This window comes from Pseudomonas sp. ok266 (genome assembly GCF_900110195.1).
In the GTDB taxonomy this organism is placed as follows: domain Bacteria; phylum Pseudomonadota; class Gammaproteobacteria; order Pseudomonadales; family Pseudomonadaceae; genus Aquipseudomonas; species Aquipseudomonas neuropathica.
Genome location: NZ_FOCU01000018.1, coordinates 22,489 through 46,772, shown reverse-complemented (window position 1 = coordinate 46,772; position 24,284 = coordinate 22,489). Strand labels below are relative to the sequence as shown.

Sequence of the window (24,284 nt, the reverse complement as noted above, 5' to 3'; positions counted from 1 at the left end):
ACAATTGCCGGCTTCACGTCACCATCAGCGACCTTGAATGGCCTTCCTTGCACTCGGTATCAACCACAAGACTGCGTCAGTAGACGTCCGCGAGCGCGTGGCTTTTACTCCTGAACAGCTGGTGGAGGCCTTGCAGCAGCTCTGCCGACTGACCGACAGCCGCGAAGCTGCGATCCTCTCCACCTGCAATCGCAGTGAGCTTTATATAGAACAGGATCAGCTTTCGGCCGATATCGTGCTGCGCTGGCTGGCCGACTATCACCATTTAAGCCTCGATGAGCTGCGCGCGAGTGCTTATGTGCATGAAGATGATGCGGCAGTTCGTCACATGATGCGCGTCGCCTCCGGGCTCGACTCGCTGGTGCTGGGCGAGCCGCAGATTCTTGGCCAGATGAAATCGGCCTACGCCGTGGCCCGCGAGGCCGGCACCATCGGGCCGCTGCTGGGGCGGCTGTTTCAGGCGACGTTCAATGCCGCCAAACAGGTGCGCACCGACACCGCCATCGGTGAAAACCCGGTATCGGTGGCGTTTGCCGCCGTCAGCCTGGCCAAGCAGATTTTCAGTGATTTGCAGCGCAGTCAGGCTCTGTTGATCGGCGCCGGCGAGACCATCACTTTGGTCGCCCGCCATTTGCACGAGCTGGGCGTCAAGCGCATCGTCGTCGCTAACCGCACACTGGAACGGGCCAGTCTGCTGGCCGAGCAGTTCGGTGCTCACGCGGTGTTGCTCTCGGACATCCCGGCCGAACTGGTGCGCAGCGATATCGTCATCAGTTCAACCGCCAGTCAGTTGCCGATTCTTGGCAAGGGCGCGGTGGAAAGCGCATTGAAACTGCGCAAGCACAAACCGATCTTTATGGTCGACATCGCCGTTCCCCGGGATATCGAGCCGGAAGTCGGCGAGTTGGACGACGTTTACCTCTACAGCGTTGACGATCTCCACGAAGTGGTCGCCGAAAACCTCAAGAGCCGCCAAGGCGCGGCACAAGCCGCCGAAGAGATGGTCTCGGTCGGCGCTGACGATTTCATGGTGCGCCTGCGTGAGCTGGCGGCGGTCGATGTGCTCAAGGCCTATCGTCAACAGAGCGAACGCCTGCGTGACGAGGAGCTGCAAAAAGCCCTGCGCCTGCTGGCCAATGGCGGCAACGCCGAAGACGTGCTCGGGCAACTGGCCCGTGGCCTGACCAATAAACTGTTGCATGCGCCTAGCGTGCAGCTGAAAAAGCTTTCTGCCGAAGGCCGCCTCGATGCGCTGGCCATGGCCCAGGAACTCTTTGCCCTTGAGGGCTCACCGGATAGCTTTTCGGATAAAAAACCGCAATGAAAGCGTCACTGCTCAACAAGCTGGATGTCCTCCAGGACCGTTTCGAGGAACTGACCGCGCTGCTCGGCGACGGCGAAGTCATTGCCGATCAGGCCAAATTCCGTGCTTATTCCAAGGAATACGCCGAACTTGAGCCGGTGGTACAAGGCTATAAAAAGCTGCTCAGCGTACAAAGCGATCTTGAAGGCGCGCAGGCACTGCTCAAGGACAGCGACCCGGACATGCGTGAAATGGCCGTGGAAGAAGTCCGCGAAGCCAAGGAATTGCTGATCACCCTGGAAGCCGACCTGCAACGCATGTTGCTGCCCAAGGATCCCAATGACGGCCGTAACGTCTTTCTCGAAATCCGTGCCGGCACCGGTGGCGACGAGGCGGCGATCTTCTCCGGCGACCTGTTCCGCATGTACTCGCGTTACGCCGAGCGTCGCGGCTGGCGTGTCGAGATCCTGTCGGAAAACGAAGGCGAACACGGTGGCTATAAAGAAGTCATCGCCCGCATCGAAGGCGACAACGTTTACGGCAAGCTGAAATTTGAATCCGGTGCGCACCGCGTACAGCGCGTGCCTGCTACCGAATCCCAGGGCCGTATCCACACCTCGGCCTGCACCGTGGCGGTATTGCCCGAGCCGGACGAACGCGAAGCCATCGAGATCAACCCGGCGGATTTGCGCGTCGATACGTTCCGCTCCTCCGGGGCCGGCGGTCAGCACGTTAACACCACCGACTCGGCGATCCGCATCACGCACATACCGACCGGCACCGTCGTCGAGTGTCAGGAAGAACGTTCCCAGCACAAGAACCGCGCTCGGGCGATGGCCTGGCTGTCGGCCAAACTCAACGATCAGCAAACCGCAGCGGCGGCCAACGCGATCGCCAGCGAGCGTAAATTGCTGGTTGGCTCGGGCGACCGTTCCGAGCGAATTCGTACCTACAACTTTGCTCAGGGCCGGGTCACCGACCATCGCGTCAACCTGACCCTGTATTCCCTTGACGAAATTCTTGCCGGTGGCGTTGAAGCGGTGATCGAGCCATTGCTGGCCGAATACCAGGCTGACCAACTCGCAGCGATAGGTGAATAAATGACCATCATTGCCAGCCTGTTGCGTGCCGCTGAATTGCCGGATTCACCGACTGCGCGTCTGGATGCCGAGTTGCTTCTCGCCGCTGCACTGGGCAAATCGCGCAGTTTTCTGCACACCTGGCCCGAGCGCATCGTGCCGAGTGAAGCAGCACTGACTTTTGCCGAGTACTTGCAACGCCGCCGTAGCGGTGAGCCGGTGGCTTATATTCTCGGGCAGCAGGGCTTCTGGAAACTCGATCTTGAAGTCGCGCCGCACACGCTGATCCCGCGTCCGGATACCGAACTGCTGGTGGAAGCCGCACTGGAATTGCTGCCCGCAACGCCCGCTAAAGTGCTCGATCTCGGCACTGGCAGTGGCGCAATTGCGTTGGCCTTGGCCAGCGAACGCCCAGCGTGGAAAGTCACTGCCGTAGATCGTGTGCTGGAAGCTGTGGCACTTGCCGAACGCAATCGTCAGCGTCTGCACTTGAACAACGCCACCGTGTTGAGCAGCCACTGGTTCAGTGCGCTGGAGGGCCAGCGTTTTCAATTGATCATCAGTAACCCGCCGTACATTGCCGCGGCCGATCCGCATCTGGTCGAAGGCGATGTGCGCTTCGAGCCGACCAGTGCATTGGTCGCCGGTGAAGACGGGCTCGACGATCTGCGTTTGATCGTTGCGCAGGCCCCGGAACATCTGGAGGCCGCTGGCTGGCTGATGCTCGAACACGGCTATGATCAAGCCGAAGCCGTGCGCGATCTGCTGCTCACGCGCGGTTTTGAAGAGGTCCACAGCCGCACCGATCTGGGCGGTCATCAACGCATCAGTCTGGGGCGCCTGCCGTGCTGAATGATCAGGAATTGCTGCGCTATAGCCGGCAGATTCTGCTGCAACACATCGACATCGATGGGCAACTGAAGCTCAAGGACAGTCGCGTGTTGATCGTCGGCCTCGGCGGTCTCGGCGCTCCGGTGGCGTTGTATCTCGCGGCGGCGGGTGTCGGTGAGCTGCACCTGGCGGATTTCGACACGGTCGATCTGACCAACCTGCAACGACAGATCATTCATGACACCGACAGCGTCGGCATGAGCAAGGTCGACTCGGCGCTCAAGCGTCTGGGCGCGATCAATCCCGAGATTCAACTGATCGCTCATCGCCAGGCGCTGGACGAGGATTCTCTCGCTGCTGCCGTGGCGGCGGTGGATCTGGTGCTCGACTGTTCCGATAATTTTTCCACCCGCGAAGCGGTCAATGCTGCGTGTGTGGCGGCGTGCAAACCTTTGGTCAGCGGCGCGGCGATTCGGCTGGAAGGGCAGTTGTCGGTGTTCGACCCGCGTCGTGCCGAGAGTCCGTGTTACCACTGTTTATACGGGCACGGCAGCGAAGCTGAACTGACTTGCAGCGAAGCCGGTGTGGTCGGGCCGCTGGTCGGTCTGGTCGGCAGCTTGCAAGCACTGGAAGCCTTGAAGGTCTTGGTCGGTTTCGGTGAGCCGCTGGTGGGCCGTTTGCTGTTGATCGATGCCCTCGGTTCGCGTTTCCGTGAGTTGCGCGTCAAGCGTGACCCAGGCTGCAGCGTCTGTGGTCCGCGCCATGCGTGAAGCGCCGATCGGCGTGTTCGACTCCGGTGTCGGCGGCTTGTCGGTGCTGGCGGAAATCCAGCGTTCGCTGCCCAATGAAACGTTGCTCTATGTCGCCGATTGCGGGCACATTCCCTACGGTGAGAAAACCCCGGAATTCATCCGTCAGCGTTGCAGCGTGATGGCCGGGTTTTTCCGCGAGCAAGGCGCCAAGGCCTTGGTCATCGCGTGTAATACCGCGACGGTCGCGGGTGTCGCCGATCTACGCCGTGATTTCCCTGACTGGCCGCTTGTCGGCATGGAGCCTGCGGTCAAACCTGCCGCTGCCGCGACCCGCAGCGGAGTGGTCGGCGTGCTCGCCACCACCGGCACGTTGCAGAGCGCCAAGTTCGCCGCACTGCTTGATCGCTTTGCCACCGACGTGCGCGTGATTACTCAGCCATGTCCCGGTCTGGTCGAGCTGATTGAAAGCGGCGATCTGCACAGCGCCGAGTTGCGCCAGTTGCTGCAAGGGTATGTCGAGCCACTGTTGGCCAGCGGTTGCGACACGATCATTTTGGGCTGCACCCACTATCCCTTTCTCAAGCCGATGCTCAAGTCGATGATCCCCGCGGACATTAGTCTGATCGATACGGGCGCTGCTGTGGCGCGGCAACTTCAGCGGCTTTTGGCGGAGCGCGATTTGCTCGCTGTCGGACCGAACCAACCGGTCAGGTTCTGGACCAGCGCCGATCCTGCGTACTTGAAAAACATCCTGCCGTTACTGGGGCAGAGTGCCGACGAAGTGCAAAACTTCAGCTTGTAAAAAAATTGTGAAATAACTAAAACTTCAGCTGAACTTCTGAGCAGGCGCTAGCTTCTATAGCGATGAGTTATCTAGAAAACCAAACGATCGTTCCGGAAAAGGAAGTTTCAACGTGAAGCGACTATTCTGCTTGGCCGCGATTGCGGCCGCACTGATGGGGCAAAGTTTTACTGCACAAGCGGCCGGTGTTGAGTTTGCGGTGGGGGCCACCAGCGACTCGACCATGACGTACCGCCTGGGCATGAATTTCGACTGGGACAAGAGCTGGCTGCAAAGTGACGTCGGTCGTCTGACCGGTTACTGGAGCGGGGCTTACACCTACTGGGAAGGCGACAAGACCTCCAGTAACAACAGTCTGTCGTTCTCGCCGGTATTTGTTTACGAGTTTGCCGGTCAATCGGTCAAACCGTATGTGGAGGCGGGGATTGGTGTCGCGGCTTTCTCCAATACCAAGTACGAATCCAACAATCTCGGCGGCTCTTTCCAGTTCGAAGACCGCTTCGGTTTTGGTCTGCGTTTCAATGGCGGGCATGAAGTCGGGATTCGTGCGACGCACTATTCCAACGCCGGTCTGGCCAGCGACAACGACGGGGTAGAAAGTTACTCGCTGCATTACACGATGCCGCTCTAAGCCGAGCGCATAACCCCTGTAGGAGTGAGCCTGCTCGCGATAGCGGTGTGTCAGTCACACATATATTGACTGACACACCGCTATCGCGAGTAGGCTCACTCCTACATTTGTTTTGGGGTGTTCTTGTGATCAGCGGTAGGCAGTCGTGATGCCTTTGCGTTCTTCAATGCACTCCGGCGCGCCCATCTCGAACTCGCGGCAAATCAGCGGGCGTTTCTCATAGATCGTGCACATCATCGTGTCGCGATCCAGCGCCGCGCACCAGCCGTCATCCAGACGCAGCATCACTTCGCCGCCCCACTCATCGGTATCGATAAAGCGATCAGGCACGCCAGTGTCGGTGATCAGCATCACTTCGAGCTGGCAACAACACGCCGCGCAGGTCGAGCAAGTGACCGCCGGTTCAGTGATTTGTTGGTGGGGAATGGTCTTCATGGTCGGCAGTGTAAGGCAGTGACCGGTACGCGTGTGAACGGTCTGACAGACGCTCAGTGCGCCAGCCGCCGAGCCATCCCATGCAGCAACGGAAACAACAACGCCCAGAGCAGGCCGATGCCGATCAGTGTCGGCAGTTCGCCATAGGGAAATTGCACCCCGGCCAGGCGCCCGCCAGCGTAATACGACAGCGCGCCGCCGACAGCGCCGAGTAAGCTCGCCAGCCACCAGGGCCGCGCGCTCCAGGCCAGGCAATGGCGCAAGGTGGTCGCCAACAATGCCCAGAGCAACATCAGCCACAACGGAATTAGCGGCGACTGATCCTGAAACGCGAACACCCCGGCACCACGCAACACACTGTCGACAGCGGTGCCGACAATCACCACGCTGAGGATCAAACGCCCCTCAGCCGCCCAACTGCTGATCCAGCACAGATGGATCACCAGCACCGCCAGCGCGACCAGCAACCACAGGCTGTTGCCGCCGAGCACGCAGGTCAGCCAGCCGATCTGGAACAGTACGGCATTGGCGACACGCTCAAGCATCGAAGCGTCCGAGCAGCGGCGCAGTCATTGCGGCGGGTTTGGCCAATAGCAACTGCGCGGTGCCGATGGTGCGTTCGAGGAAACCGCCCTCGCAGTAACACAGGTAAAACTCCCACAGCCGCAGGAAATAATCGTCATAGCCCAGTTCGCTCAAGCGGCCATGGGCGCGGCGGAAGTTCTCGTGCCACAGGCGCAGGGTGCGGGCGTAGTGCAGGCCGAAATCTTCCATGTGCAGCAGGTTCATGTCGGTGTCGCGGCCGACCACTTCGAGCATTTTCTGCACGCAGGGCAGGGCGCCGCCGGGGAAGATGTAGCGCTGGATGAAATCGACGCCGCGCTTGGCCTGTTCGTAACGCTGCTCGCGGATGGTGATCGCCTGGATCAACATCAGGCCGTTGCTCTTGAGCAACTGCGCGCACTGTTTGAAGTAGGTCGGCAGGAAGCGGTGGCCGACGGCTTCGATCATCTCGATCGACACCAGTTTGTCGTATTCGCCGGTCAGGTCGCGGTAGTCCTTGAGCAACAGCGTGACGCGATCCTGCAAACCCAGTTGTTCGATGCGTTGCGCGGTAAACGCGTACTGCTCTTTCGACAGGGTCGTGGTGGTTACGCGGCAGCCGTAATGTTGCGCGGCATACAGCGCCATACTGCCCCAGCCGGTGCCGATCTCCAGCAAATGGTCGCTGGGTTGCAGCGCGAGTTTCTGACAGATCCGCTCCAGTTTGTTCAGTTGTGCCTGTTCGAGGCTGTCTTCCGGGGTCAGGAACTGCGCCGCCGAATACATCATGGTCGGGTCGAGAAACTGCTCGAACAGATCATTGCCAAGGTCGTAGTGCGCGGCGATGTTCTTCTGCGAGCCCTTGCGCGTGTTGCGGTTGAGCCAGTGCAGACCTTGCACCAACGGCCGGCTGAGGCGGGCCAGACCACCCTCCATGGCATCGAGCACGTCGAGGTTGCTGACGAACACGCGGACCACGGCCGTCAGATCCGGCGAACTCCAGTAGCCGTGGATAAAAGCCTCGCCGGCACCAATCGAACCGTTCCCGGCAACCATGCCCCAGACGGCCGGATCGAGCACATGGATTTCCCCGAGCAAAGCACTGCCCGGGGTACCGAACATCAGGCGTTCGCCGTCCTCGACCACCAGCAGTTGGCCGTTTTTCAACTGAGCCAATTGGCGCAGCACGCCACGGCGCAGCAGCGACCCGGTCAAACCGTTGGTGCTGAGCCGACTGACCGACAGACTAGAGGATTTCATGGCGGTGCTCCTTGGGAGGCACAGTGGCGGTTTGAAAACTGCCGTCGGCAGTCTGATGAGCAAAAATCGGTGCGCGTTTGAGCAGCAGTCGCAGCGCTTGCCAGTAAATGGCCAGGGCGGTTTTCGCGGTCATCCACGGAAAGCGCCGCAGGTAACGATGCAGGCTGCGCCGGTCGAGGCTTTCGCGTTGCAGATTGAGGGTGGCGTCGAACAGTTTGTGCTCGCCTTGCCAGTCGGCCATGTGCACACCGAGGTTTTGCGCGGCGGGACTGAAACTCATGCGGTATTCGAGATCGCGCGGCAGGAACGGCGAAACGTGAAAGGCTTTGGCCACGGCAAAATGCTGATGGAAATCCTGCAGATTGACCGGCGGGCGCGCCGGCAACACATAGTGATAGCGCTCGCCCCATGGTGTGTTGGTGACTTCACAGACGATCGCCGCCAGTTGCCCGTCCGCCTCATGGCAGTAAAAGAAACTCACCGGGTTGAACGACAGCCCCCAACTGCGCGCCTGGGTCAGCAGGCAGATCGAGCCTTGCGGTTCGTGGCCGATGGCGATGCCGACCTGCTGACGCACGGCATCGATCAGGCGTATGCCACGGCCGGTAAAGGTCTTCAGGTAGTCAGTCTCGCTAAATGAAAACGGCGCAAAGCGGCTGCGCCCGGCCAGCGGCGACAGTGCAAGCACCGCGTCCTGTTCGCTGAGATCGAGGTAGAGCAAGCCGATCCGGTAACGGAATTCATGGCGGCGCGGCGAAAAACGCCGATGGCCGATCCAGCCGCTATACAGGGCACTGTTCATAAGCTTTCCCCGAACGCGGCGGCAACGCGCAAGGCGCTGACGACACCGTCCTCATGGAAACCGTTGGCCCAATAGGCGCCGCAATAATGTGTGTGTTGCGCGCCATCCAGTTCGCCCCAGCGCTGCTGCGCGGTCACGGCCGCGAGGCTGAACTGCGGGTGGGCGTAGGTGTAGCGGGCGAGCACTTTGTCGGGGTTGATACCGGCACTCTGATTGAGGCTGACGCAGAACGTGGTATCGCTCTGAATGCCCTGCAGAATGTTCATGTCGTAGGTGACGGCGGCGTGGGTATGGCCGGCGCCGCTGAGCCGATAGTTCCAACTGGCCCAGGCCAGTTTGCGCGTCGGCAGCAAACGGGTGTCGGTGTGCAGCACCACTTCGTTGTCGGCATAGGGCAGCGCACCGAGGATCGCGCGTTCGGCATCGCTGGGCACCGCCAGCAGTTTCAGCGCCTGATCACTGTGACAGGCGAACACCACCCGGTCGAAATGCTCAAGGCCTGCCGGGCTGTGGATAACTACGCCATGCACATCACGATCGACGCGGGTGACCGGACAATTGAGCCGAATCCTGTCCTTGAACGCGGCCGTCAGTGGCGCGATGTAAGCACTCGAGCCGCCTTCGATGACTTGCCATTGCGGCCGATCACTGACTGACAACAGCCCGTGATTCTTGAAGAACCGCACAAAAAACTGCAGGGGGAAGTTGAGCATTTCCGCCATCGGCATAGACCAGATTGCCGAGCCCATCGGCACGATGTAATGCAGGATGAAACGTTCGCCGTAGCCGCCGGCCTTGAGGTATTCGTCGAGGGTGGTGTCGGCGGCAATGCGCAGTTCGACGAGGTCGCGCTGGGCTTCTTTGTTGAAGCGCAGGATGTCGCGCAACATGCCCCAGAACCCCGGTGACAACAGATTGCTGCGCTGGGCGAAGAGGCTGTTGAGGTTGTTGCCGTTGTATTCCAGGCCGGTGTCCGGGTCGGTCACCGAGAAACTCATTTCCGTCGGTTTGAACGCCACGCCAAGCTGGCCGAGGAGGCGGATAAAGTTCGGGTAGGTCCAGTCATTGAACACGATGAAACCGGTGTCCACGGCATATTGACGGCCATCGACGGTCACCGGCACGGTGTGCGTGTGGCCACCGACCCAGTCGCCCGCCTCGAACACCGTGACTTCATGGCGGCGATTGAGCAGGTAGGCGCAGGTAAGCCCGGCGATGCCGCTGCCGACGATGGCAATTTTCATGTCGGATCCGTCAGCGGAGGCGACTTGCGCACCATGCGCTTGCCGATGGCCAGTTGCACGCGTGCCGGCAGTTTCGACAGCGGCCACAGCGCGGCCATGAACAGTGCCGGGAAGGCGATTTCCAATGGCCGATCTTTGAGCTTGGCGAAGATGTGCCGCGCGGCTTTATCCACAGGCCAGCTCAACGGCATGGGGAAATCGTTTTTGGCGGTCAGCGGTGTTTCGACAAAACCCGGGCTGACCACTGTGACTTCAATGCCTTCGTCGGCCAGATCGATGCGCAGCGATTCGAACAGGTAACGCAATCCGGCCTTCGAGGCACCGTAGGCTTCGGCCCGTGGCAGCGGCAGGTAGGTGACCGAACTGGCCACGCCGATCAGATGCGGCGCGGTGCCTTTGCGCAACAGCGGCAAGGCGGCCTCGATGCAGTAGCTGCTGGCGAGCAGGTTGGTGCGCACCACATGCTCGATGATCGAGGCGTCGAACTGCTTGGCATCGACGTACTCGCAGGTGCCGGCGTTGAGAATCACTGAATCCAGTGAACCCCAATCCGTGGCGATCTGCTCGCCGATTTCGCGCACCGTCTGGCTGTTGGTCAGGTCCCCCGGCACCACCAGAACTTGCCCCGGATAGCGTTGCGACAAGACCTTGAGCGGGGCGATCTGACGGGAACTGACCGCCAGGTGCGCACCGGTTTTCAGGATCTCTTCAGCCAGCGCCGCGCCGATGCCACTGCTGGCCCCGGTCAACCAATAGCGCCGTGGAGGTGTACGACTCATCCCATTCTCCTTTTCAGCCAGGCAATGACCCGGCCCAATACTGGTAAATGTTCATACAGCAGCGCCCCGGCATCGAAATAATCCCGATGGCGATAAACCTTGTCGTGCCACAGCAGATGCGAGCAGCCGCTGACACGAATCACACGGCCACCCGCCAGGCGCGGATGGCGATAACTCATGACCCAACGCAGGTAGCCTTCGCAGTCGCCGATCTGGTCAAAACCATGAAAATCGAAACGCAGTTCGCTGACGTTGGCGTACAGCTCGCCAAAGTAGTCGCGCAATTGCGCCAACCCTTGCACCTCGTGCAGCGGGTCGGTGAAATGAATGTCATCGCTGTACAGCTCGCCGAGGTTTTGCAGGTTGTCTTTGTTCAACGCTGAAAATTGCCGGGCGAAGCGGCGCAGGAATTCACTCATCATCGCCTCCGGTAGACGTACGCGAAGGCAGGTTCTTGAAGGCGGCCAATGCGCGCTGGCGCGAAGTGCTGAGGTTGACGATCGGCGACGGGTAGTCAGCCGCGCCGAACAAACCACCGACGTCGGCTGGGTTGTGCACTTCTTTCTTGTTGAGAGCCGCCAGTTCCGGTAGCCAGTGCTTGATGAACAGGCCTTCGCTGTCGAATTTTTCCGACTGGCTCAACGGGTTGAAGATGCGGAAGTACGGCGCCGAATCGGTGCCCGTCGACGAGCTCCATTGCCAGCCGCCGTTGTTCGCCGCCAAGTCGCCATCAATCAGGTGACGCATGAAAAAACGCTCGCCTTCGCGCCAGTCGATCAGCAGGTTTTTGGTCAGGAACATCGCCACGATCATGCGCAGGCGATTGTGCATCCAGCCGGTTTCGAGCAATTGGCGCATGGCCGCGTCGATGATCGGCAGACCGGTGCGCGCCTCTTGCCACGCGGCGAGATCGTCCGGCGCATCACGCCAGGCCAGCGCTTCGGTTTCCGGGCGAAACGCGCGGTGCCGCGAGACCCGTGGATAGCCGACCAGAATGTGTTTGTAGAATTCGCGCCACAGCAGCTCGTTGATCCAGGTAACCGCACCGACCTTGCCGCTTTCGAATTCGCCCTGATTGCTTTGCAGGGCGGCGTGCAGGCATTGGCGCGGCGAAATCACCCCGGCAGCGAGGTATGCCGAGAGCTGACTGGTGCCGGGCTTGGCCGGGAAGTCGCGTTCGCTTTGGTAATAGTCGATCTGCGCGTCGGTGAAGGTATCGAGACGGCGCCGGGCTTCCTGTTCGCCGGCCGGCCACAGATCGCGCAGGGTTTGGCTCGGTGTGGCGAAGCCTTTGACGGAGTCGGGAATCGGGTCGCTGTCGATGGCAAGTTTTGCCTGTTTGCCAGGGGCCTTGACCAACGCAGGCATCGAGCGGTGCAAGCGTTCATAACAGACTTTGCGGAACTGGCTGAACACCTTGAAGTAACTCTCGGTCTTGGTCAGCACGCTGCCGGGTTTGAACAGCAACTGATCGAGGTAGCTGTGAAACGTGATGCCCTCGGCCTGCAGCGTGTCCGCCACCGCCGCATCGCGACGGCTTTCATGGACACCATATTCTTCGTTGACGTGGACGGCTTCGATTTTCAGTTGCCGACAGAGCTTGAGCAGTTCCGCTGGGGCTTGATCCCAATGCGCGGCAGTACGGATCAGCAACGGAATATTCAACGCGGCGAAGCTTTTGCTCAGCTCATCGAGGTTGCGCAACCAGAAGTCGACCTTGCACGGCGCATCGTCATGTTCCAGCCACTGCTGCGGACTCAACAGGTACACGGCGACCGTCGGGCCGCGCGCTGCGGCGGCCGCGAGGGCGGTGTTGTCATGTTGGCGCAAGTCGCTGCGCATCCAGATCAATTGCATGTCGGCACTCACGGCGTCCATTAAATCAGCCCGCGCTGAACGAGTTCCTGGTGCGCAAGAAGCGCGTCTTCCGCCAGGAACACATCAGCCATCTCGGAGGTTTTTACGGACAACTCGGCGTGGTGGATGCATACCGTTGGTCCGACCAGCATTTTTGGGCAACTGACTCCGTTCAGCAGCTTGGGCAACTGCGCAAGGTTCATGGCTTTGCTGGAATACAGCAGTACGCCACGGGCCTGCAGGTGTTCAACTGCCAGCGCCAGTTCGGTGGCCGGCAGCGGCCAGTCAAACACTTGCACCGGACAATCGGCGCTGCTGATCAGCCACGCGCACAGCCACAGATGAGGTTCCAGTGGCAGGTCGGAATGATTGATCAACAACAGCGGGGCGCCATGCAGCTGACGATTGTTATGGTAGATGCGTGTGCCGAATTTGCTGCGTAGCCACGAATAAAAGAACACCCGCTCCATCTGCGCGCCGAACTGGCCTTGCCAGCGCTGCTCCAGTTCCGCCAGCAGCGGCATCAGCAATTGCTCGCACAGCGTGCGTGGCGGGTAGAGCGCCATGGCCTGATTGACGCTGTCGTCGAGGCTGCGTTCATTGAGCTGCGTGACGGCCGCCAGCAATGTCTGGCGCAAACGCTGCCAGTCGTTTTCCACCGATTCGCTGAACGCTTGTGGTGCGTCGAGCAGCGGTTTGACCTGACTGACGGCAACACCACGGTTGAGCCAGGTGAGGATGGTCAGAATCTGCTGCACGTGTTCGGCCGAATACAGTCGGTGGCCCTTGGGCGTGCGTTGCGGCACGACCAGCCCGTAGCGGCGTTCCCACGCGCGCAAAGTGATCGCGTTGACGCCGGTCTGTCGCGCGACTTCGCGAATCGGCAGCCAGCCCTCGTCGAGAGCTTTCTTAAAATCCGCGCCAAGGTCTTCCTGGGCGCTGGTATCCATTTTGTCGTTCATTAGATTGCGTTTCGCAGGCTGAGGTTTTCCGGGTGCGGTTGCAGGTAAACCTGTTGCGCGATGTACGAATCCGGATGGAGGCGAAAGTGATGCTTGAGCAACGTCAACGGCACCACCAGCGGCACGATGCCCTGGCGGTATTGGCCGATGACGTGTTGCATTTCCTGTTTGTCTTCGGCGCTGATCGCCTGCTTCAGATAACCGCTGATGTGCAGCAGGACATTGCTGTGAGTGCCGCGCGTGGCACATTTCTTCAGGGCGGCCATCAGTTCGCTGAAATAGCGCGGGCCGAGTTCGGCGGGATCGGTGTCGGCCATATTGCCCAACAACTTGCCCAGCGTTTTGTATTGCAGTGGGTTGTGCGCCATCAGCAAGTATTTGTAGCGCGAATGGAATTCGGTGAGGGCGCGACGGCTCAGGCCATTGGCGAGGACCTGTTGCCATTCGCTGTAAGCGAACACACGGGTGATGAAGTTCTCACGCAGTACCGGATCGTTGAGGCGACCGGCTTCTTCTACGGGCAGATCCGGGTGCTGTGCGCAGAACGCCTGGGCGTAAATCCCGCGCCCGCCGCCGTTCACCGGGGCGCCGTTGGTGTGGTAGACCTTGACCCGCTCGAGGCCGCAGGACGGCGACTGCTGCATGAAGATGTAGCCGCAGATGTCATTCAGCTCGGCGGCCATTTTTGTGCCGTACTCGGCCAATGGCTGAGTGACGTTGATCGACGGGTTTACCGTGCCGACCGCTTGCGGATGCTCGGCCTCGCCGACAAGGCGGATCGGCTCGCGCGGGATGCCCATACCGATCGCGACTTCCGGACACACCGGGACGAAATCGAAATGCTCGGTGAGGGTGCGGCTGCACAGGCGGGATTCCTTGTGTCCACCGTTGTAGCGCACCTCTGCGCCCAGCAGGCAGGCGCTGATGGCGATTTTGGGTTTGGCTGCGCAAGAGTCAGACATGGGCACCTCGAATCCATACCTGTACAGAGGTTGATCTCTGTACAACTTTGCTCAGCATAGATTCATGGGTGTACAAGTCAAATGGTTTGTATAACTTTTTTCTGTTGAGCGCGGTTCACTGTGGGAGCGAGCTTGCTCGCGAATACGGATTAACATTCAACAAATTCATTGATTGAAACACCGCCTTCGCGAGCAAGTTCGCTCCCACAGGGACGCTATTTACTTCCAGCCCTGCAGCCATTCAGCGTTGTTTTGTAGTGTCTGCCAATCGAGTCGCTCAGCACGTTGGGTCAACACCGCTTGTAACTCAACCTCCAGCACCGTGCCTTCCTCGTCGCGAAACAGCTCGGTCACCAGAAAGTGTTTTTCACGATTCTGCGGGTGGGCTGCTGTCCATTTCGACAGCAGCAATTTACGCGGATTGATGCGGTTCATTGCAGGTGTTCGTGCAAGCGTCGCGCAGCTTCCTGGCCACTGAGCCAAGCGCCTTCGACACGGCCCGACAGGCACCAGTCGCCGCAGGCATACAAACCCAGATCGGCATCGGCCAGGGTGCCCCATTCGTGGCCCGTCGCCGGACGTGCGTAGAGCCAGCGGTGGGCGAGGCTGAAGGTTGGCGCGGGCATGGCGCTGTGCAGCAATTCGGCAAAAGCACCGTGCAGTTGCTCGATCACAGCTTCCTTGGGCAGGTCGATGTGCTGCCGGCTCCATGCGCTGCTCGCATGCAGCACCCAGGTGTCGAGTGTGTTGTCACGTCCGGGTTTGCTGCGGTTGCGTGCCAGCCAGTCGAGCGGACTGTCCTGCACGAAGCAGCCTTCAAGGGGCGTATCCAGCGGTGTATCGAAGGCGAGGGCGACAGCCCAGGTCGGGTCCATTTTCACCCCGGCGGCGGCCCCGGCAAGTTTCGGGGCAGCGGCCAGTAAGGCTGTCGCTTGAGGGGCCGGCGTGGCGATCACCACGTGACTGAACGGGCCATGGGTGAAGCCTTCGGCGTCCTGCAAGTGCCAGTGCTCTTCACCGCGAAAGACCTCGGTGATGCGACAGGCAAAGTGCACTTCCAGGCCATCGAGCAGTCCACGAGTGATGGCGCTCATGCGCGGTGTACCGACCCAGCGCGTCTGCTCGTCCGGCGACAGATTCAGTTGCCCGCCCTGATACGTGTAGAGCTGCGGTGTCCACTCGGCGACCCAGCCCAGGCTTTGCCAACGCTGCACTTCGGTGACGAAGCGCCGATCACGCGCGGTGAAATATTGCGCGCCCATGTCCAGCGAGCCAGCGTCGCTGCGCTTGCTCGACATGCGCCCGCCGCTGCCGCGACTTTTATCGAACAATTGCACGGTATGCCCGGTCTCTGTCAGAGCCTGGGCGGCGGAAAGTCCGGCGATGCCGGTGCCAATGATTGCGATAGGTACAGTCATAGGGGCCTCGTTTACCTTTCTGTACAGACTACGCCGTGGATGAAACCTGTACAATTTTGTTTTTTGGTATAACTTCTAGCGTTCTCGATCTGACAGCTTGGCCTATGGTTAAACAATAGAGCCTGCCCGATAGAAAAGATCCCTGCTTATAAAAATAGACTAGTGATCCGGGTTAAACGCCACGCGAGGAAGATGTCATGCACATATTGCTGACCGGCGGTACTGGTTTGATCGGACGTGCGCTCTGCCGACACTGGTTGGAGCAGGGGCATCGCTTGACGGTGTGGAGCCGCAAACCGGAGAAAGTCGCGAAAATCTGTGGTGCGCAGGTGCGGGGTATTGCGCGTCTGCAAGACCTTGGCGATGAGCCTGTGGACGCGATCATCAATCTGGCCGGTGCGCCGATTGCCGATCGGCCGTGGACCCATCGACGCAAAGCGTTGCTGTGGAGCAGCCGTATCACGCTCACGGAAACCCTGTTGACCTGGCTCGACACGCGCGCGCAGAAACCAGCGTTGCTGATCTCCGGATCAGCCATTGGCTGGTATGGCGATGGCGGTGAGCGCGAATTGACTGAAGATTCGCCGCCGGTGATCGACGATTTCGCCAGCCAGTTGTGTATCGCTTGGGAAGAAACCGCGCAACGTGCCGAGGGGCAAGGCATCCGTGTGGTGCTGGTGCGAACCGGTCTGGTGCTGTCGGCCGAGGGCGGCTTTTTGTCGCGGCTGTTGCTGCCATTCAAACTCGGGCTCGGCGGGCCTTTGGGCAATGGCCGACAGTGGATGCCGTGGATTCATATCAACGATCAAATCGCCCTGATTGATTTTCTTCTGCATCGTGATCAGGCCAGTGGTCCTTATAATGCGTGCGCGCCGAAACCTGTGCGCAATCGCGAATTCGCCAAGACGCTGGGCAGCGTGTTGCACCGCCCGGCGTTCATGCCGATGCCGACCCTGGCGCTGAAGGTCGGCCTCGGTGAGATGTCATTGCTGTTGCTCGGCGGCCAGAAGGCTATGCCGGCACGCTTGCTGGAAGCGGGTTTCACTTTCCAGTTCACGGATTTACGTGCGGCCCTGGACGATCTCTCCAGCCGCCTCTGAAATAGGACGTTGCATGACCGATCACGCCTTGCTTCTGGTCAACCTGGGTTCCCCGGCCTCAACCTCAGTGGCCGATGTGCGCCGCTACCTCAATCAATTCCTGATGGACCCGTACGTGATCGACCTGCCGTGGCCGGTGCGGCGTCTGCTGGTGTCGCTGATCCTGGTCAAGCGCCCGGAACAATCGGCCCACGCTTACGCCTCGATCTGGTGGGAGGAGGGCTCACCGCTGGTGGTGCTTAGCCGTCGTCTGCAACAGCAGATGACCGCACAGTGGAATCACGGCCCTGTGGAACTGGCGATGCGTTATGGTGAGCCGTCGATTGAAACCTGCCTGCTGAAACTGGTGGCGGCGGGGCACAAGCGCATCACGCTGGCACCGCTGTATCCACAGTTCGCCGACAGCACCACGACCACAGTGATCGAAGAAGCCAAGCGGGTGATCCGCGAAAAGAAACTCGACGTGCAACTGTCGGTGCTGCAGCCGTTCTACGATCAGCCGGAATATCTGGATGCGCTGGTTGAAAGCGCCCGGCCGCATCTGCAGCAGGATTACGATCACTTGCTGCTGAGCTTCCACGGTCTGCCTGAGCGGCATCTGACTAAACTCGATCCGACCGGCAATCATTGCTTCAAGAATGAAGACTGCTGCAAGAACGCCTCGCCTGCGGTATTGGCGACCTGTTATCGCGCGCAATGCCTGCGTACTGCGGCGTTGTTCGCTGAGCGCATGGGCCTGCCGGATGGCAAATGGTCGGTGTCGTTTCAGTCGCGTCTGGGGCGGGCCAAGTGGATCGAACCCTACACCGAGGCACGGCTGGATGAACTGGCGAAAAGCGGCGTGAAGAAAATACTGGTGATGTGCCCGGCGTTTGTCGCCGATTGCATCGAGACGCTGGAAGAGATTGGTGATCGCGGCAAAGAACAGTTCCGCGAAGCAGGGGGCGAGGAATTGGTGCTGGTGCCGTGCCTGAATGACGACCGGCAATGGGCTAAGGCGTTGGCAACCCTCTGCGAAAGAGCGCCGCTGGCGCTCTAAAAGCCAAAAGCTTCGTCGGAACGCCGCCCGGAGCAGGCTCGCTCCCACATTTGAATGCATTTCCAATGTGGGAGCGAGCCTGCTCGCGAAAGCTATCTTTCAGGCAGCGACGATCTAAAGGCTTAGATCAGCGGCTCATCCGCCTTCTTTTTCTTCCAGCCATCATTGCCCGGCAGAATCAGGTTCAGCGCAATCGCCACCACCGCGCACAACGCGATGCCTTTGAGGCCGAAGTCGTCCGGACCAGTCCCGGTGCCGACCAGCACACCGCCAATGCCGAACACCAGCGTCACCGACACGATCACCAGATTACGCGCTTCGCCAAGATCGATCTTGTGACGAATCAGGGTGTTCATCCCCACCGCCGCGATCGAGCCGAACAGCAAGCACAGAATCCCGCCCATCACCGGCACCGGAATGCTCTGCAGCAGCGCGCCGAACTTGCCAATGAACGCCAGGCTGATAGCGAAGATCGCCGCCCAGGTCATGATTTTCGGGTTGTAGTTCTTGGTCAGCATCACTGCGCCCGTCACTTCGGCGTAGGTGGTGTTTGGCGGACCGCCGAACAGACCGGCGGCGGTGGTGGCAATGCCGTCGCCGAGCAGGGTGCGATGCAGGCCCGGCTTCTTCAGGTAATCGCGACCGGTCACGCTACCCACCGCAATCACGCCGCCGATGTGTTCAATGGCCGGAGCCAGCGCCACTGGAACGATGAACAGAATCGCCTGCCAGTTGAACTCCGGTGCGGTGAAGTGCGGAATCGCAAACCATGGCGCTGCGGCAATCTTCGCGGTATCAACGACACCGAAATAGAACGCCATCGCAAAACCGACCAGCACACCGGAGATGATCGGCACCAGACGGAAGATGCCTTTACCGAACACCGCCACGATCAACGTGGTCAGCAATGCCGGCATCGAGATCAGCATCGCGGTCTGGTAATGGATCAGTTCAGAACCATCGCCAGCCTTGCCCATCGCCATGTTCGCGGCAATCGGCGCCATGGCCAGGCCGATGGAAATGATCACCGGACCAATCACCACCGGTGGCAGCAAACGGTCGATAAATCCGGTGCCTTTGATCTTCACGGCCAGGCCGAGGAAGGTGTAGACGAAGCCGGCTGCCATCACACCGCCCATGGTCGCGGCGAGGCCGAACTGGCCCTTGGCGAGAATGATCGGGGTGATGAAAGCGAAGCTCGACGCCAGAAACACCGGCACCTGACGCCCGGTGACGATCTGGAACAGGATCGTCCCCAGACCCGCGGTAAACAGTGCCACGTTCGGGTCCAGGCCCGTGATCAGCGGCATCAGCACCAAGGCGCCGAAAGCCACGAACAGCATCTGGGCGCCGGACAGCACCGTGCGCCAGAGCGGATCGTTGAACTCTTGCTGCATGGTCACGCGTCCTTCTGCTTGGTGCCGAAGATCTTGTCACCGGCGTCGCCAAGCCCTGGGATGATGTAACCGTGCTCGTTCAAGCGCTCATCGATGGACGCGGTGTAGATGGTCACGTCCGGGTGAGCCTTTTCTACGGCGGCAATACCTTCCGGCGCGGCAACCAGCACCATCGCGCGGATGTCTTTGCAGCCGGCTTTCTTCAACAGATCAATGGTCGCCACCATCGAGCTACCGGTAGCGAGCATCGGGTCGATGATCATCGCCAACCGTTCGTCGATTTCCGGAACCAGTTTTTCCAGATAAGTGTGCGCTTGCAGGGTTTCTTCGTTGCGGGCAACGCCCACAGCGGAAACCTTGGCACCCGGGATCAGGCTCAGCACGCCTTCGAGCATGCCGATGCCGGCGCGCAGGATCGGCACGACGGTGATCTTCTTGCCGGCGATCTTCTCGACCGACACGGTGCCGCACCAGCCTGCAATATCGTAGGACTCCAGCGGCAAATCTTTTGTAGCTTCATAGGTCAACAGGGCGCCGACTTCCTGAGCGAGCTCACGGAAGTTCTTGGTGCTGATATCGGCGCGGCGCATCAGGCCGAGTTTATGACGGATCAGCGGATGGCGGATCTCGAGGATGGGCATGGAAAAACTCCGGCGGCGGGCAAAAAAACCGGCCTAGATTAATCTATCCGAGGGTGATGTCCTATAGGACATTCTGTACGTTAGTCCATAAAGGCTTGATTCGGCCTCAATGGATGCGTACCTTTGCCCGCTTTTCCGAAAACATCCCCCCCTGGAGAGCGCCATGTCCGCTGATCTCGAGCATATCCGTCAAATCATGCGAGAGGCTGACTGCCTGTACACCGAAGCTGAAGTCGAGGCCGCCATCGCCCGCGTCGGTGCACAAATCAACGAACAACTGGCTGACAGCAATCCGGTAGTGTTCTGCGTGATGAACGGCGGGCTGATTTTCTCCGGCAAACTGCTGACGCATCTGCAGTTCCCGCTGGAAGCCTCCTACCTGCACGCGACCCGTTATCGCAACGAAACCAGCGGCGGCGACCTGTTCTGGAAAGCCAAGCCGGAAGTTTCGTTCATCGACCGCGACGTGCTGATCATCGACGACATCCTCGACGAAGGTCACACCCTCGGCGCGATCATCGACTTCTGCAAACACGCCGGTGCGCGCAAAGTGCACACCGCCGTGCTGATCGACAAGGATCACGACCGCAAGGCGCGTCCTGACCTGAAAGCCGATTTCGTCGGCCTGCCGTGCATCGACCGCTACATCTTCGGTTACGGCATGGACTACAAAGGCTACTGGCGCAACGCCAACGGGATCTTTGCCGTTAAAGGCATGTAATCCGCGCCTCGATCTAAATGTGGGAGCGAGCTTGCTCGCGAAAGCGGTGTATCAGTCGACATCTGTTTTGAATGTCAGTCCGCCTTCGCGAGCAAGCTCGCTCCCACAGTGTTTTTGTGTGTGCTGATCCATCCGCGATACCCATGCTAGAGTGCTCGGCCCCGCCCTCCGGAGCCTGTCATGCGCCTCTTGATCCGCAGCTTTGCCGCCCTGTTGCTGACCTTCAGCCTGCCTCTTTCCGCCGCGCCGATGCACAGTCAATTCCTGCCGCCGGACGATCTGACCGTGCGCGATGCCGAGCCCGAGCAGCAGCAATTGCTGCAGGTCACTGATTATTCCGTGGTCGTCGGCGCGCAACGCCAGTCCAATCAACAACCGATTCCGGTCACGTCTCCATTGATGATTCGCCTCAAGGGCAAATCCCTCAACAAAGGCGCGACCATTACTCAGGTGCTGGTGAATTTCGACGGTGAAAGCAAAAGCCTGAAAAAGCCGGTTTATGACGACAAGAGCAAAACCCTCACACTGTTTTATCCACAGGCCCAATACCGCGTGATCATCGATCTGCTGCGCAACGACACCGTGTACGTGCAGTTCCTCAGTTACGCCAACGGCCACATCTGGGCCGATTTGCACACCGGGGCGGTGCGATCGCGTTGAGCCGGGCGGCCGGGCAGGGGTAAACTGCCCGCCCCGTGTAATGTCTGCGAGCTGGAGTCGGCAATGCGTAAAGATAAGAAACAAGTGATTGGTGACGAGATCGGCGATGAGCAGATCAAGCTGTTCCTCGATTTTGAGCCGGTCGACGCCACTTCGCCGTCGCTGCACAAACTGATCAAGGCTTATCGTGGCCTGCGCATTGATGATTTCGAGCGGTTTCTGGGCTTCTTCGTCGCTGCCGGTTACGACGTTGATGGCAAGGACGAGCAGGGCAAGACCTTCGTTGAGCTGATCGCCGATCAGCGCAATGCCCCGGAATACATCGAGCTGATCGAAAAGTCCCGCACCTGAGACTTTTCCCAGGCATAAAAAAACGCCCCGCACTCACTGAGTACGGGGCGTTTTTTATACGGCAAGATCAAGCGTAGCTTGGGGTCTCGCTGCTTTCTTCAACCAGTTCCAGCGCGATGTTGTTCTGCGTGTTGATCTTGCGATACAGCGCAGCATCGGTTTCCAGGACCTTTTCACGGGCCGGGAAGATCTCGGCCAGTTTGCCAGCCCACTCACCCTTGGCCTTGGCCGGGAAGCATTTCTCGATCAGTTCCAGCATGATCGAAACGGTCACCGAAGCGCCTGGCGAAGCGCCGAGCAGGGCGGCGAGGGAGCCGTCCTTGGCCGACACCAGTTCGGTACCGAACTGCAGGATGCCGCCCTTTTTCGGGTCTTTCTTGATGATCTGTACCCGTTGGCCGGCCACTTCCAGGCGCCAGTCTTCGGCTTTCGCCTCCGGGTAGAAACGGCGCAGGGAATCCAGACGCTGTTCCATCGATTGCATCACTTCGCTGACCAGGTACTTGGTCAGGTCCATGTTGTTTTTCGCCACGGCCAGCATCGGCCCGATGTTGCCGGCGCGAACCGATAGCGGCAGGTCCATGAAGGAGCCGTGCTTGAGGAACTTGGTGGTGAAACCGGCGTATGGCCCGAACAGCAGGGACTTCTTGCCGTCGACTACGCGGGTGTCCAGGTGCGGCACCGACATCGGTGGCGAACCCACCGCGGCCTGGCTGTACACCTTGGCCTGGTGATGCTTGACCACTTCCGGGTTGTCGCAACGCAGCCACTGGCCGCTGATCGGGAAGCCGCCGAAGCCTTTGCTTTCCTCGATGCCCGAAGCCTGCAGCAACGGCAGCGCCGCGCCACCCGCGCCGAGGAAAACGAACCTGGCGTCGACTTCACGGCTGCTGCCGCTGTTGACGTCCTTGATGCTGACGGTCCAGCCAGCGCCGTTACGCTTGAGGCCGGTGACGCGCTTGCAGTATTTGACTTGAGTGTCGGGAGCGCTGGTCAGGTGCTTGAGCAACTGATTGGTCAGGGCGCCGAAGTTGACGTCGGTGCCGTTCATCACGCGGGTCGCGGCGAGGACTTCGTCCGGCGAGCGGCCCGGCATCATCAGCGGCATCCACTCGGCCATCTTGGCCTTGTCTTCGGTGTACTCCATGTCGGAGAACGCGTGATGCTTGTGCAGGACCTCGAAACGTTCCTTGAGGAAGGAAACGCCTTTGTCGCCCTGAACGAAACTCAGGTGCGGCACCGGGCTGATGAATGATTTGCACGAGCCGAACGTGCCTTTCTTGGTCAGGTACGACCAGAACTGCTTCGACACCTCGAACTGGGTGTTGATGTGCACGGCTTTCTTGATGTCGACGGTGCCATCGGCGGCTTGCGGCGTGTAGTTCAGCTCGCAAAGGCCAGCGTGACCGGTGCCGGCGTTGTTCCAAGGGTTGGAACTCTCGGCAGCACCGGAATCCATCAGCTCGACGACTTCCAGCTTGATCGCGGGGTCGAGCTCTTTGAGCAGCACGGCCAGGGTGGCACTCATGATGCCCGCCCCAACCAGAACTACGTCGACTGCTTCGTTATGCGCCATTTAACGCGTCTCCAAAATCTGCAGCACCAAATTGTCGGCATGGCTGCCAGGCGTTCCGGGACAGGTCAGTGATGTCCAGGCTATCCATGGTCAGGTTCGCCATGTCCGAATCTTCGCAATTTTTCGCAACTTCGACGGATGTATGCGGCTTGGCTTTCAAGAGCTCCATGAACTCATTTCAGCACGCAGCTGGCAATTCGACTTATGGTCGAGACATCCGTTTTTGTGCAACCAAATCCGTAGCGGACAGGCTTCAGGCTCCGATATTCGAGGTATACCCGGTCCTGTGTCGTTGGGCTGTTTCAGACGCTAATGGTGCATGTTCAGACGCAAAACTTTTCATTTGCTCGCCACACTCTTGTGAAGTTGTGAAAACCCGTTTTTTTCACGCTCTTTTGAAGACGTGAACCTCAAAAAAGGGCTGTCCAGGCCTGGCACCTTGCCCGCAAAGGCAAAACAACGCGGTGGCCGAGCGTCATGACAGCTCTGCAGATTCGCGAAAAGCGGGGTTTTTGCCGGTAGAACAGGCAAGCGCGCCAACTTCACTCGATCTGTGTGGGCGGCTCTCTGTGGGCGATTTTGGGTGTCGATGCATGCGCATTGACGCTGTTGCGGGGCCCGATCAGGAGACGTCCTTATAATCGGGGGGAGATTGTATCGAAGAAATGCGGGCAGTTGCTCGTGTTTAATGACTTTTATTAGGCATCCGGTCAGATGCTCAACATCGCTTGCACCCGTGCACGGGGCTGCGACGCTATGACGCGGGCGCTGGCGGGCAGTGGCTGGTGCAACCAGTTGAGGCGGATTTCTTCGATTTCCACCCAACCGTCGCCCATCGGCTGCAGGCTGCACTGCTTGAATGCCTGGCAATGGCCATTGCGGTCGAGCAGGGCGAAGCTGCGGTGCAGCGGACGTGGGGCGAACAACGAGATCAGATAACGCATGATTGAGTACCTTGTGGGGGACTGATTGCAAGGTTGCCAATGCGCCGTGACGTGAACGTGTATGCCGGGTGAATAATCTGTGACAGGAACCGCTTTCCCACGGGTTTGTCAGACATTTCAGTATTCGCTGCCGGGCGCTGGTTACCCGCACTGGCCCACCGCTATACTGCCGGCCTGTTTGTGCCTGATTCTGGA

27 protein-coding genes are annotated in these 24,284 nt (G+C 59.8%); 11 read left to right on the top strand and 16 right to left on the bottom strand.

Annotated elements, in window-relative coordinates; all coding sequences use genetic code 11:
• The first annotated feature begins 37 nt into the window (after nt 1–37).
• The 6 genes from hemA to BMY54_RS27745 all read left to right on the top strand — a co-directional run bounded on the left by hemA (nt 38) and on the right by BMY54_RS27745 (nt 5,398).
• On the top strand, nt 38–1,324 hold the full coding sequence (gene hemA, locus BMY54_RS27770) for a glutamyl-tRNA reductase (RefSeq protein ID WP_007951716.1): 1,287 nt from the start codon (nt 38–40) through the stop codon (nt 1,322–1,324).
• On the top strand, nt 1,321–2,403 hold the full coding sequence (gene prfA, locus BMY54_RS27765) for a peptide chain release factor 1 (RefSeq protein WP_077574521.1): 1,083 nt from the start codon (nt 1,321–1,323) through the stop codon (nt 2,401–2,403). The genes hemA and prfA overlap by 4 nt, the downstream gene beginning before the upstream one ends.
• Entirely contained in the window at nt 2,404–3,234 is an 831-nt protein-coding gene (gene prmC, locus BMY54_RS27760) for a peptide chain release factor N(5)-glutamine methyltransferase (protein WP_093441428.1), read from the top strand.
• Complete coding sequence (locus BMY54_RS27755; RefSeq protein WP_093441424.1) at nt 3,228–3,983, top strand: molybdopterin-synthase adenylyltransferase MoeB; 756 nt, start codon at nt 3,228–3,230, stop codon at nt 3,981–3,983. The genes prmC and BMY54_RS27755 overlap by 7 nt, the downstream gene beginning before the upstream one ends.
• On the top strand, nt 3,976–4,767 hold the full coding sequence (gene murI, locus BMY54_RS27750; protein ID WP_093441566.1) for a glutamate racemase: 792 nt from the start codon (nt 3,976–3,978) through the stop codon (nt 4,765–4,767). Before BMY54_RS27755 ends, murI begins: the two co-directional genes overlap by 8 nt.
• Before the next feature lie 112 nt (nt 4,768–4,879).
• The gene (locus tag BMY54_RS27745; RefSeq protein WP_093441419.1) at nt 4,880–5,398 is read left to right on the top strand and encodes an acyloxyacyl hydrolase; all 519 of its coding nucleotides are present in this window, start codon (nt 4,880–4,882) and stop codon (nt 5,396–5,398) included.
• 129 nt (nt 5,399–5,527) lie between these two features.
• Here the strand turns inward: BMY54_RS27745 and BMY54_RS27740 are convergent, their stop codons facing one another.
• The 12 genes from BMY54_RS27740 to BMY54_RS27685 form a co-directional block, all read right to left on the bottom strand.
• Nucleotides 5,528–5,833, bottom strand: coding sequence for a YkgJ family cysteine cluster protein (locus BMY54_RS27740; protein WP_077574517.1), 306 nt, complete (start codon nt 5,831–5,833; stop codon nt 5,528–5,530).
• 53 nt (nt 5,834–5,886) lie between these two features.
• A complete protein-coding gene (locus BMY54_RS27735) occupies nt 5,887–6,378 on the bottom strand; it encodes a DUF2878 domain-containing protein (protein ID WP_093441415.1) in 492 nt (163 codons plus the stop codon).
• Nucleotides 6,371–7,636: an SAM-dependent methyltransferase gene (locus BMY54_RS27730; RefSeq protein WP_093441411.1), complete on the bottom strand. Its 1,266-nt coding sequence runs from the start codon at nt 7,634–7,636 to the stop codon at nt 6,371–6,373. The genes BMY54_RS27735 and BMY54_RS27730 overlap by 8 nt, the downstream gene beginning before the upstream one ends.
• On the bottom strand, nt 7,623–8,438 hold the full coding sequence (locus tag BMY54_RS27725; protein ID WP_093441406.1) for a DUF1365 domain-containing protein: 816 nt from the start codon (nt 8,436–8,438) through the stop codon (nt 7,623–7,625). The genes BMY54_RS27730 and BMY54_RS27725 overlap by 14 nt, the downstream gene beginning before the upstream one ends.
• A complete protein-coding gene (locus BMY54_RS27720) occupies nt 8,435–9,682 on the bottom strand; it encodes an NAD(P)/FAD-dependent oxidoreductase (RefSeq protein ID WP_093441402.1) in 1,248 nt (415 codons plus the stop codon). The genes BMY54_RS27725 and BMY54_RS27720 overlap by 4 nt, the downstream gene beginning before the upstream one ends.
• Nucleotides 9,679–10,461: an SDR family NAD(P)-dependent oxidoreductase gene (locus BMY54_RS27715; protein WP_093441397.1), complete on the bottom strand. Its 783-nt coding sequence runs from the start codon at nt 10,459–10,461 to the stop codon at nt 9,679–9,681. Before BMY54_RS27715 ends, BMY54_RS27720 begins: the two co-directional genes overlap by 4 nt.
• Nucleotides 10,458–10,880, bottom strand: coding sequence for a nuclear transport factor 2 family protein (locus BMY54_RS27710; RefSeq protein WP_093441392.1), 423 nt, complete (start codon nt 10,878–10,880; stop codon nt 10,458–10,460). Before BMY54_RS27710 ends, BMY54_RS27715 begins: the two co-directional genes overlap by 4 nt.
• Complete coding sequence (gene phrB / locus BMY54_RS27705) at nt 10,873–12,318, bottom strand: deoxyribodipyrimidine photo-lyase (RefSeq protein ID WP_175559677.1); 1,446 nt, start codon at nt 12,316–12,318, stop codon at nt 10,873–10,875. Before phrB ends, BMY54_RS27710 begins: the two co-directional genes overlap by 8 nt.
• Nucleotides 12,319–12,338: 20 nt before the next feature.
• Complete coding sequence (locus tag BMY54_RS27700; protein ID WP_093441383.1) at nt 12,339–13,280, bottom strand: MerR family transcriptional regulator; 942 nt, start codon at nt 13,278–13,280, stop codon at nt 12,339–12,341.
• Nucleotides 13,280–14,242 (bottom strand): YbgA family protein, encoded by a 963-nt coding sequence (locus tag BMY54_RS27695; protein WP_093441378.1) that lies wholly within the window; start codon nt 14,240–14,242, stop codon nt 13,280–13,282. Before BMY54_RS27695 ends, BMY54_RS27700 begins: the two co-directional genes overlap by 1 nt.
• A gap of 219 nt (nt 14,243–14,461) precedes the next feature.
• Complete coding sequence (locus BMY54_RS27690; protein ID WP_093441373.1) at nt 14,462–14,677, bottom strand: TIGR02450 family Trp-rich protein; 216 nt, start codon at nt 14,675–14,677, stop codon at nt 14,462–14,464.
• Nucleotides 14,674–15,660 carry an NAD(P)/FAD-dependent oxidoreductase gene (locus BMY54_RS27685; protein WP_093441369.1) on the bottom strand — a complete coding sequence of 329 codons (987 nt, stop codon included), beginning with the start codon at nt 15,658–15,660 and terminating at the stop codon, nt 14,674–14,676. Before BMY54_RS27685 ends, BMY54_RS27690 begins: the two co-directional genes overlap by 4 nt.
• A gap of 197 nt (nt 15,661–15,857) precedes the next feature.
• Here BMY54_RS27685 and BMY54_RS27680 point away from each other — a divergent pair, with 197 nt between their 5' ends.
• Together BMY54_RS27680 and hemH are read left to right on the top strand one after the other, a co-directional pair.
• On the top strand, nt 15,858–16,760 hold the full coding sequence (locus BMY54_RS27680) for a TIGR01777 family oxidoreductase (RefSeq protein WP_093441365.1): 903 nt from the start codon (nt 15,858–15,860) through the stop codon (nt 16,758–16,760).
• Between the two features lie 13 nt (nt 16,761–16,773).
• A complete protein-coding gene (hemH, locus tag BMY54_RS27675; RefSeq protein ID WP_093441360.1) occupies nt 16,774–17,799 on the top strand; it encodes a ferrochelatase in 1,026 nt (341 codons plus the stop codon).
• 122 nt (nt 17,800–17,921) lie between these two features.
• Here hemH and BMY54_RS27670 read toward each other — a convergent pair whose 3' ends face one another.
• Both BMY54_RS27670 and upp read right to left on the bottom strand, forming a co-directional pair.
• Entirely contained in the window at nt 17,922–19,196 is a 1,275-nt protein-coding gene (locus tag BMY54_RS27670; RefSeq protein ID WP_093441355.1) for a uracil-xanthine permease family protein, read from the bottom strand.
• A 2-nt stretch (nt 19,197–19,198) separates the two neighbouring features.
• Nucleotides 19,199–19,837 (bottom strand): uracil phosphoribosyltransferase, encoded by a 639-nt coding sequence (gene upp, locus BMY54_RS27665; protein ID WP_007912842.1) that lies wholly within the window; start codon nt 19,835–19,837, stop codon nt 19,199–19,201.
• Nucleotides 19,838–20,000: 163 nt separating this feature from the next.
• On the opposite strand from upp, the gene BMY54_RS27660 reads away from it, so the two are divergent.
• The 3 genes from BMY54_RS27660 (at nt 20,001) to BMY54_RS27650 (ending at nt 21,569) form a co-directional block, all read left to right on the top strand.
• Nucleotides 20,001–20,558: a hypoxanthine-guanine phosphoribosyltransferase gene (locus BMY54_RS27660; RefSeq protein WP_008086142.1), complete on the top strand. Its 558-nt coding sequence runs from the start codon at nt 20,001–20,003 to the stop codon at nt 20,556–20,558.
• 180 nt (nt 20,559–20,738) lie between these two features.
• Nucleotides 20,739–21,218, top strand: a complete 480-nt coding sequence (locus BMY54_RS27655; protein ID WP_093441350.1) for a hypothetical protein — start codon at nt 20,739–20,741, stop codon at nt 21,216–21,218.
• A 63-nt stretch (nt 21,219–21,281) separates the two neighbouring features.
• Complete coding sequence (locus BMY54_RS27650) at nt 21,282–21,569, top strand: PA4642 family protein (protein ID WP_093441345.1); 288 nt, start codon at nt 21,282–21,284, stop codon at nt 21,567–21,569.
• 67 nt (nt 21,570–21,636) lie between these two features.
• On the opposite strand, the gene mqo is transcribed toward BMY54_RS27650, so the two are convergent.
• Both mqo and BMY54_RS27635 read right to left on the bottom strand, forming a co-directional pair.
• Nucleotides 21,637–23,145: a malate dehydrogenase (quinone) gene (gene mqo / locus BMY54_RS27645; RefSeq protein ID WP_093441341.1), complete on the bottom strand. Its 1,509-nt coding sequence runs from the start codon at nt 23,143–23,145 to the stop codon at nt 21,637–21,639.
• Between the two features lie 710 nt (nt 23,146–23,855).
• The gene (locus tag BMY54_RS27635) at nt 23,856–24,089 is read right to left on the bottom strand and encodes a hypothetical protein (protein WP_007912834.1); all 234 of its coding nucleotides are present in this window, start codon (nt 24,087–24,089) and stop codon (nt 23,856–23,858) included.
• Nucleotides 24,090–24,284 lie beyond the last annotated feature (195 nt).

Coding starts and splice junctions, on each gene's coding strand:
- BMY54_RS27715 (WP_093441397.1), bottom strand. CDS start 10,461: ATGAGTCGTACACCTCCACGGCGCTATTGGTTGACCGGGGCCAGCAGT.
- prfA (WP_077574521.1), top strand. CDS start 1,321: ATGAAAGCGTCACTGCTCAACAAGCTGGATGTCCTCCAGGACCGTTTC.
- BMY54_RS27685 (WP_093441369.1), bottom strand. CDS start 15,660: ATGACTGTACCTATCGCAATCATTGGCACCGGCATCGCCGGACTTTCC.
- BMY54_RS27680 (WP_093441365.1), top strand. CDS start 15,858: ATGCACATATTGCTGACCGGCGGTACTGGTTTGATCGGACGTGCGCTC.
- BMY54_RS27700 (WP_093441383.1), bottom strand. CDS start 13,280: ATGAACGACAAAATGGATACCAGCGCCCAGGAAGACCTTGGCGCGGAT.
- BMY54_RS27690 (WP_093441373.1), bottom strand. CDS start 14,677: ATGAACCGCATCAATCCGCGTAAATTGCTGCTGTCGAAATGGACAGCA.
- BMY54_RS27695 (WP_093441378.1), bottom strand. CDS start 14,242: ATGTCTGACTCTTGCGCAGCCAAACCCAAAATCGCCATCAGCGCCTGC.
- BMY54_RS27720 (WP_093441402.1), bottom strand. CDS start 9,682: ATGAAAATTGCCATCGTCGGCAGCGGCATCGCCGGGCTTACCTGCGCC.
- mqo (WP_093441341.1), bottom strand. CDS start 23,145: ATGGCGCATAACGAAGCAGTCGACGTAGTTCTGGTTGGGGCGGGCATC.
- BMY54_RS27635 (WP_007912834.1), bottom strand. CDS start 24,089: ATGCGTTATCTGATCTCGTTGTTCGCCCCACGTCCGCTGCACCGCAGC.
- hemA (WP_007951716.1), top strand. CDS start 38: ATGGCCTTCCTTGCACTCGGTATCAACCACAAGACTGCGTCAGTAGAC.
- BMY54_RS27650 (WP_093441345.1), top strand. CDS start 21,282: ATGCGTAAAGATAAGAAACAAGTGATTGGTGACGAGATCGGCGATGAG.
- hemH (WP_093441360.1), top strand. CDS start 16,774: ATGACCGATCACGCCTTGCTTCTGGTCAACCTGGGTTCCCCGGCCTCA.
- upp (WP_007912842.1), bottom strand. CDS start 19,837: ATGCCCATCCTCGAGATCCGCCATCCGCTGATCCGTCATAAACTCGGC.
- BMY54_RS27670 (WP_093441355.1), bottom strand. CDS start 19,196: ATGCAGCAAGAGTTCAACGATCCGCTCTGGCGCACGGTGCTGTCCGGC.
- BMY54_RS27710 (WP_093441392.1), bottom strand. CDS start 10,880: ATGAGTGAATTCCTGCGCCGCTTCGCCCGGCAATTTTCAGCGTTGAAC.
- prmC (WP_093441428.1), top strand. CDS start 2,404: ATGACCATCATTGCCAGCCTGTTGCGTGCCGCTGAATTGCCGGATTCA.
- BMY54_RS27660 (WP_008086142.1), top strand. CDS start 20,001: ATGTCCGCTGATCTCGAGCATATCCGTCAAATCATGCGAGAGGCTGAC.
- BMY54_RS27730 (WP_093441411.1), bottom strand. CDS start 7,636: ATGAAATCCTCTAGTCTGTCGGTCAGTCGGCTCAGCACCAACGGTTTG.
- phrB (WP_175559677.1), bottom strand. CDS start 12,318: ATGCAATTGATCTGGATGCGCAGCGACTTGCGCCAACATGACAACACC.
- murI (WP_093441566.1), top strand. CDS start 3,976: ATGCGTGAAGCGCCGATCGGCGTGTTCGACTCCGGTGTCGGCGGCTTG.
- BMY54_RS27725 (WP_093441406.1), bottom strand. CDS start 8,438: ATGAACAGTGCCCTGTATAGCGGCTGGATCGGCCATCGGCGTTTTTCG.
- BMY54_RS27655 (WP_093441350.1), top strand. CDS start 20,739: ATGCGCCTCTTGATCCGCAGCTTTGCCGCCCTGTTGCTGACCTTCAGC.
- BMY54_RS27740 (WP_077574517.1), bottom strand. CDS start 5,833: ATGAAGACCATTCCCCACCAACAAATCACTGAACCGGCGGTCACTTGC.
- BMY54_RS27735 (WP_093441415.1), bottom strand. CDS start 6,378: ATGCTTGAGCGTGTCGCCAATGCCGTACTGTTCCAGATCGGCTGGCTG.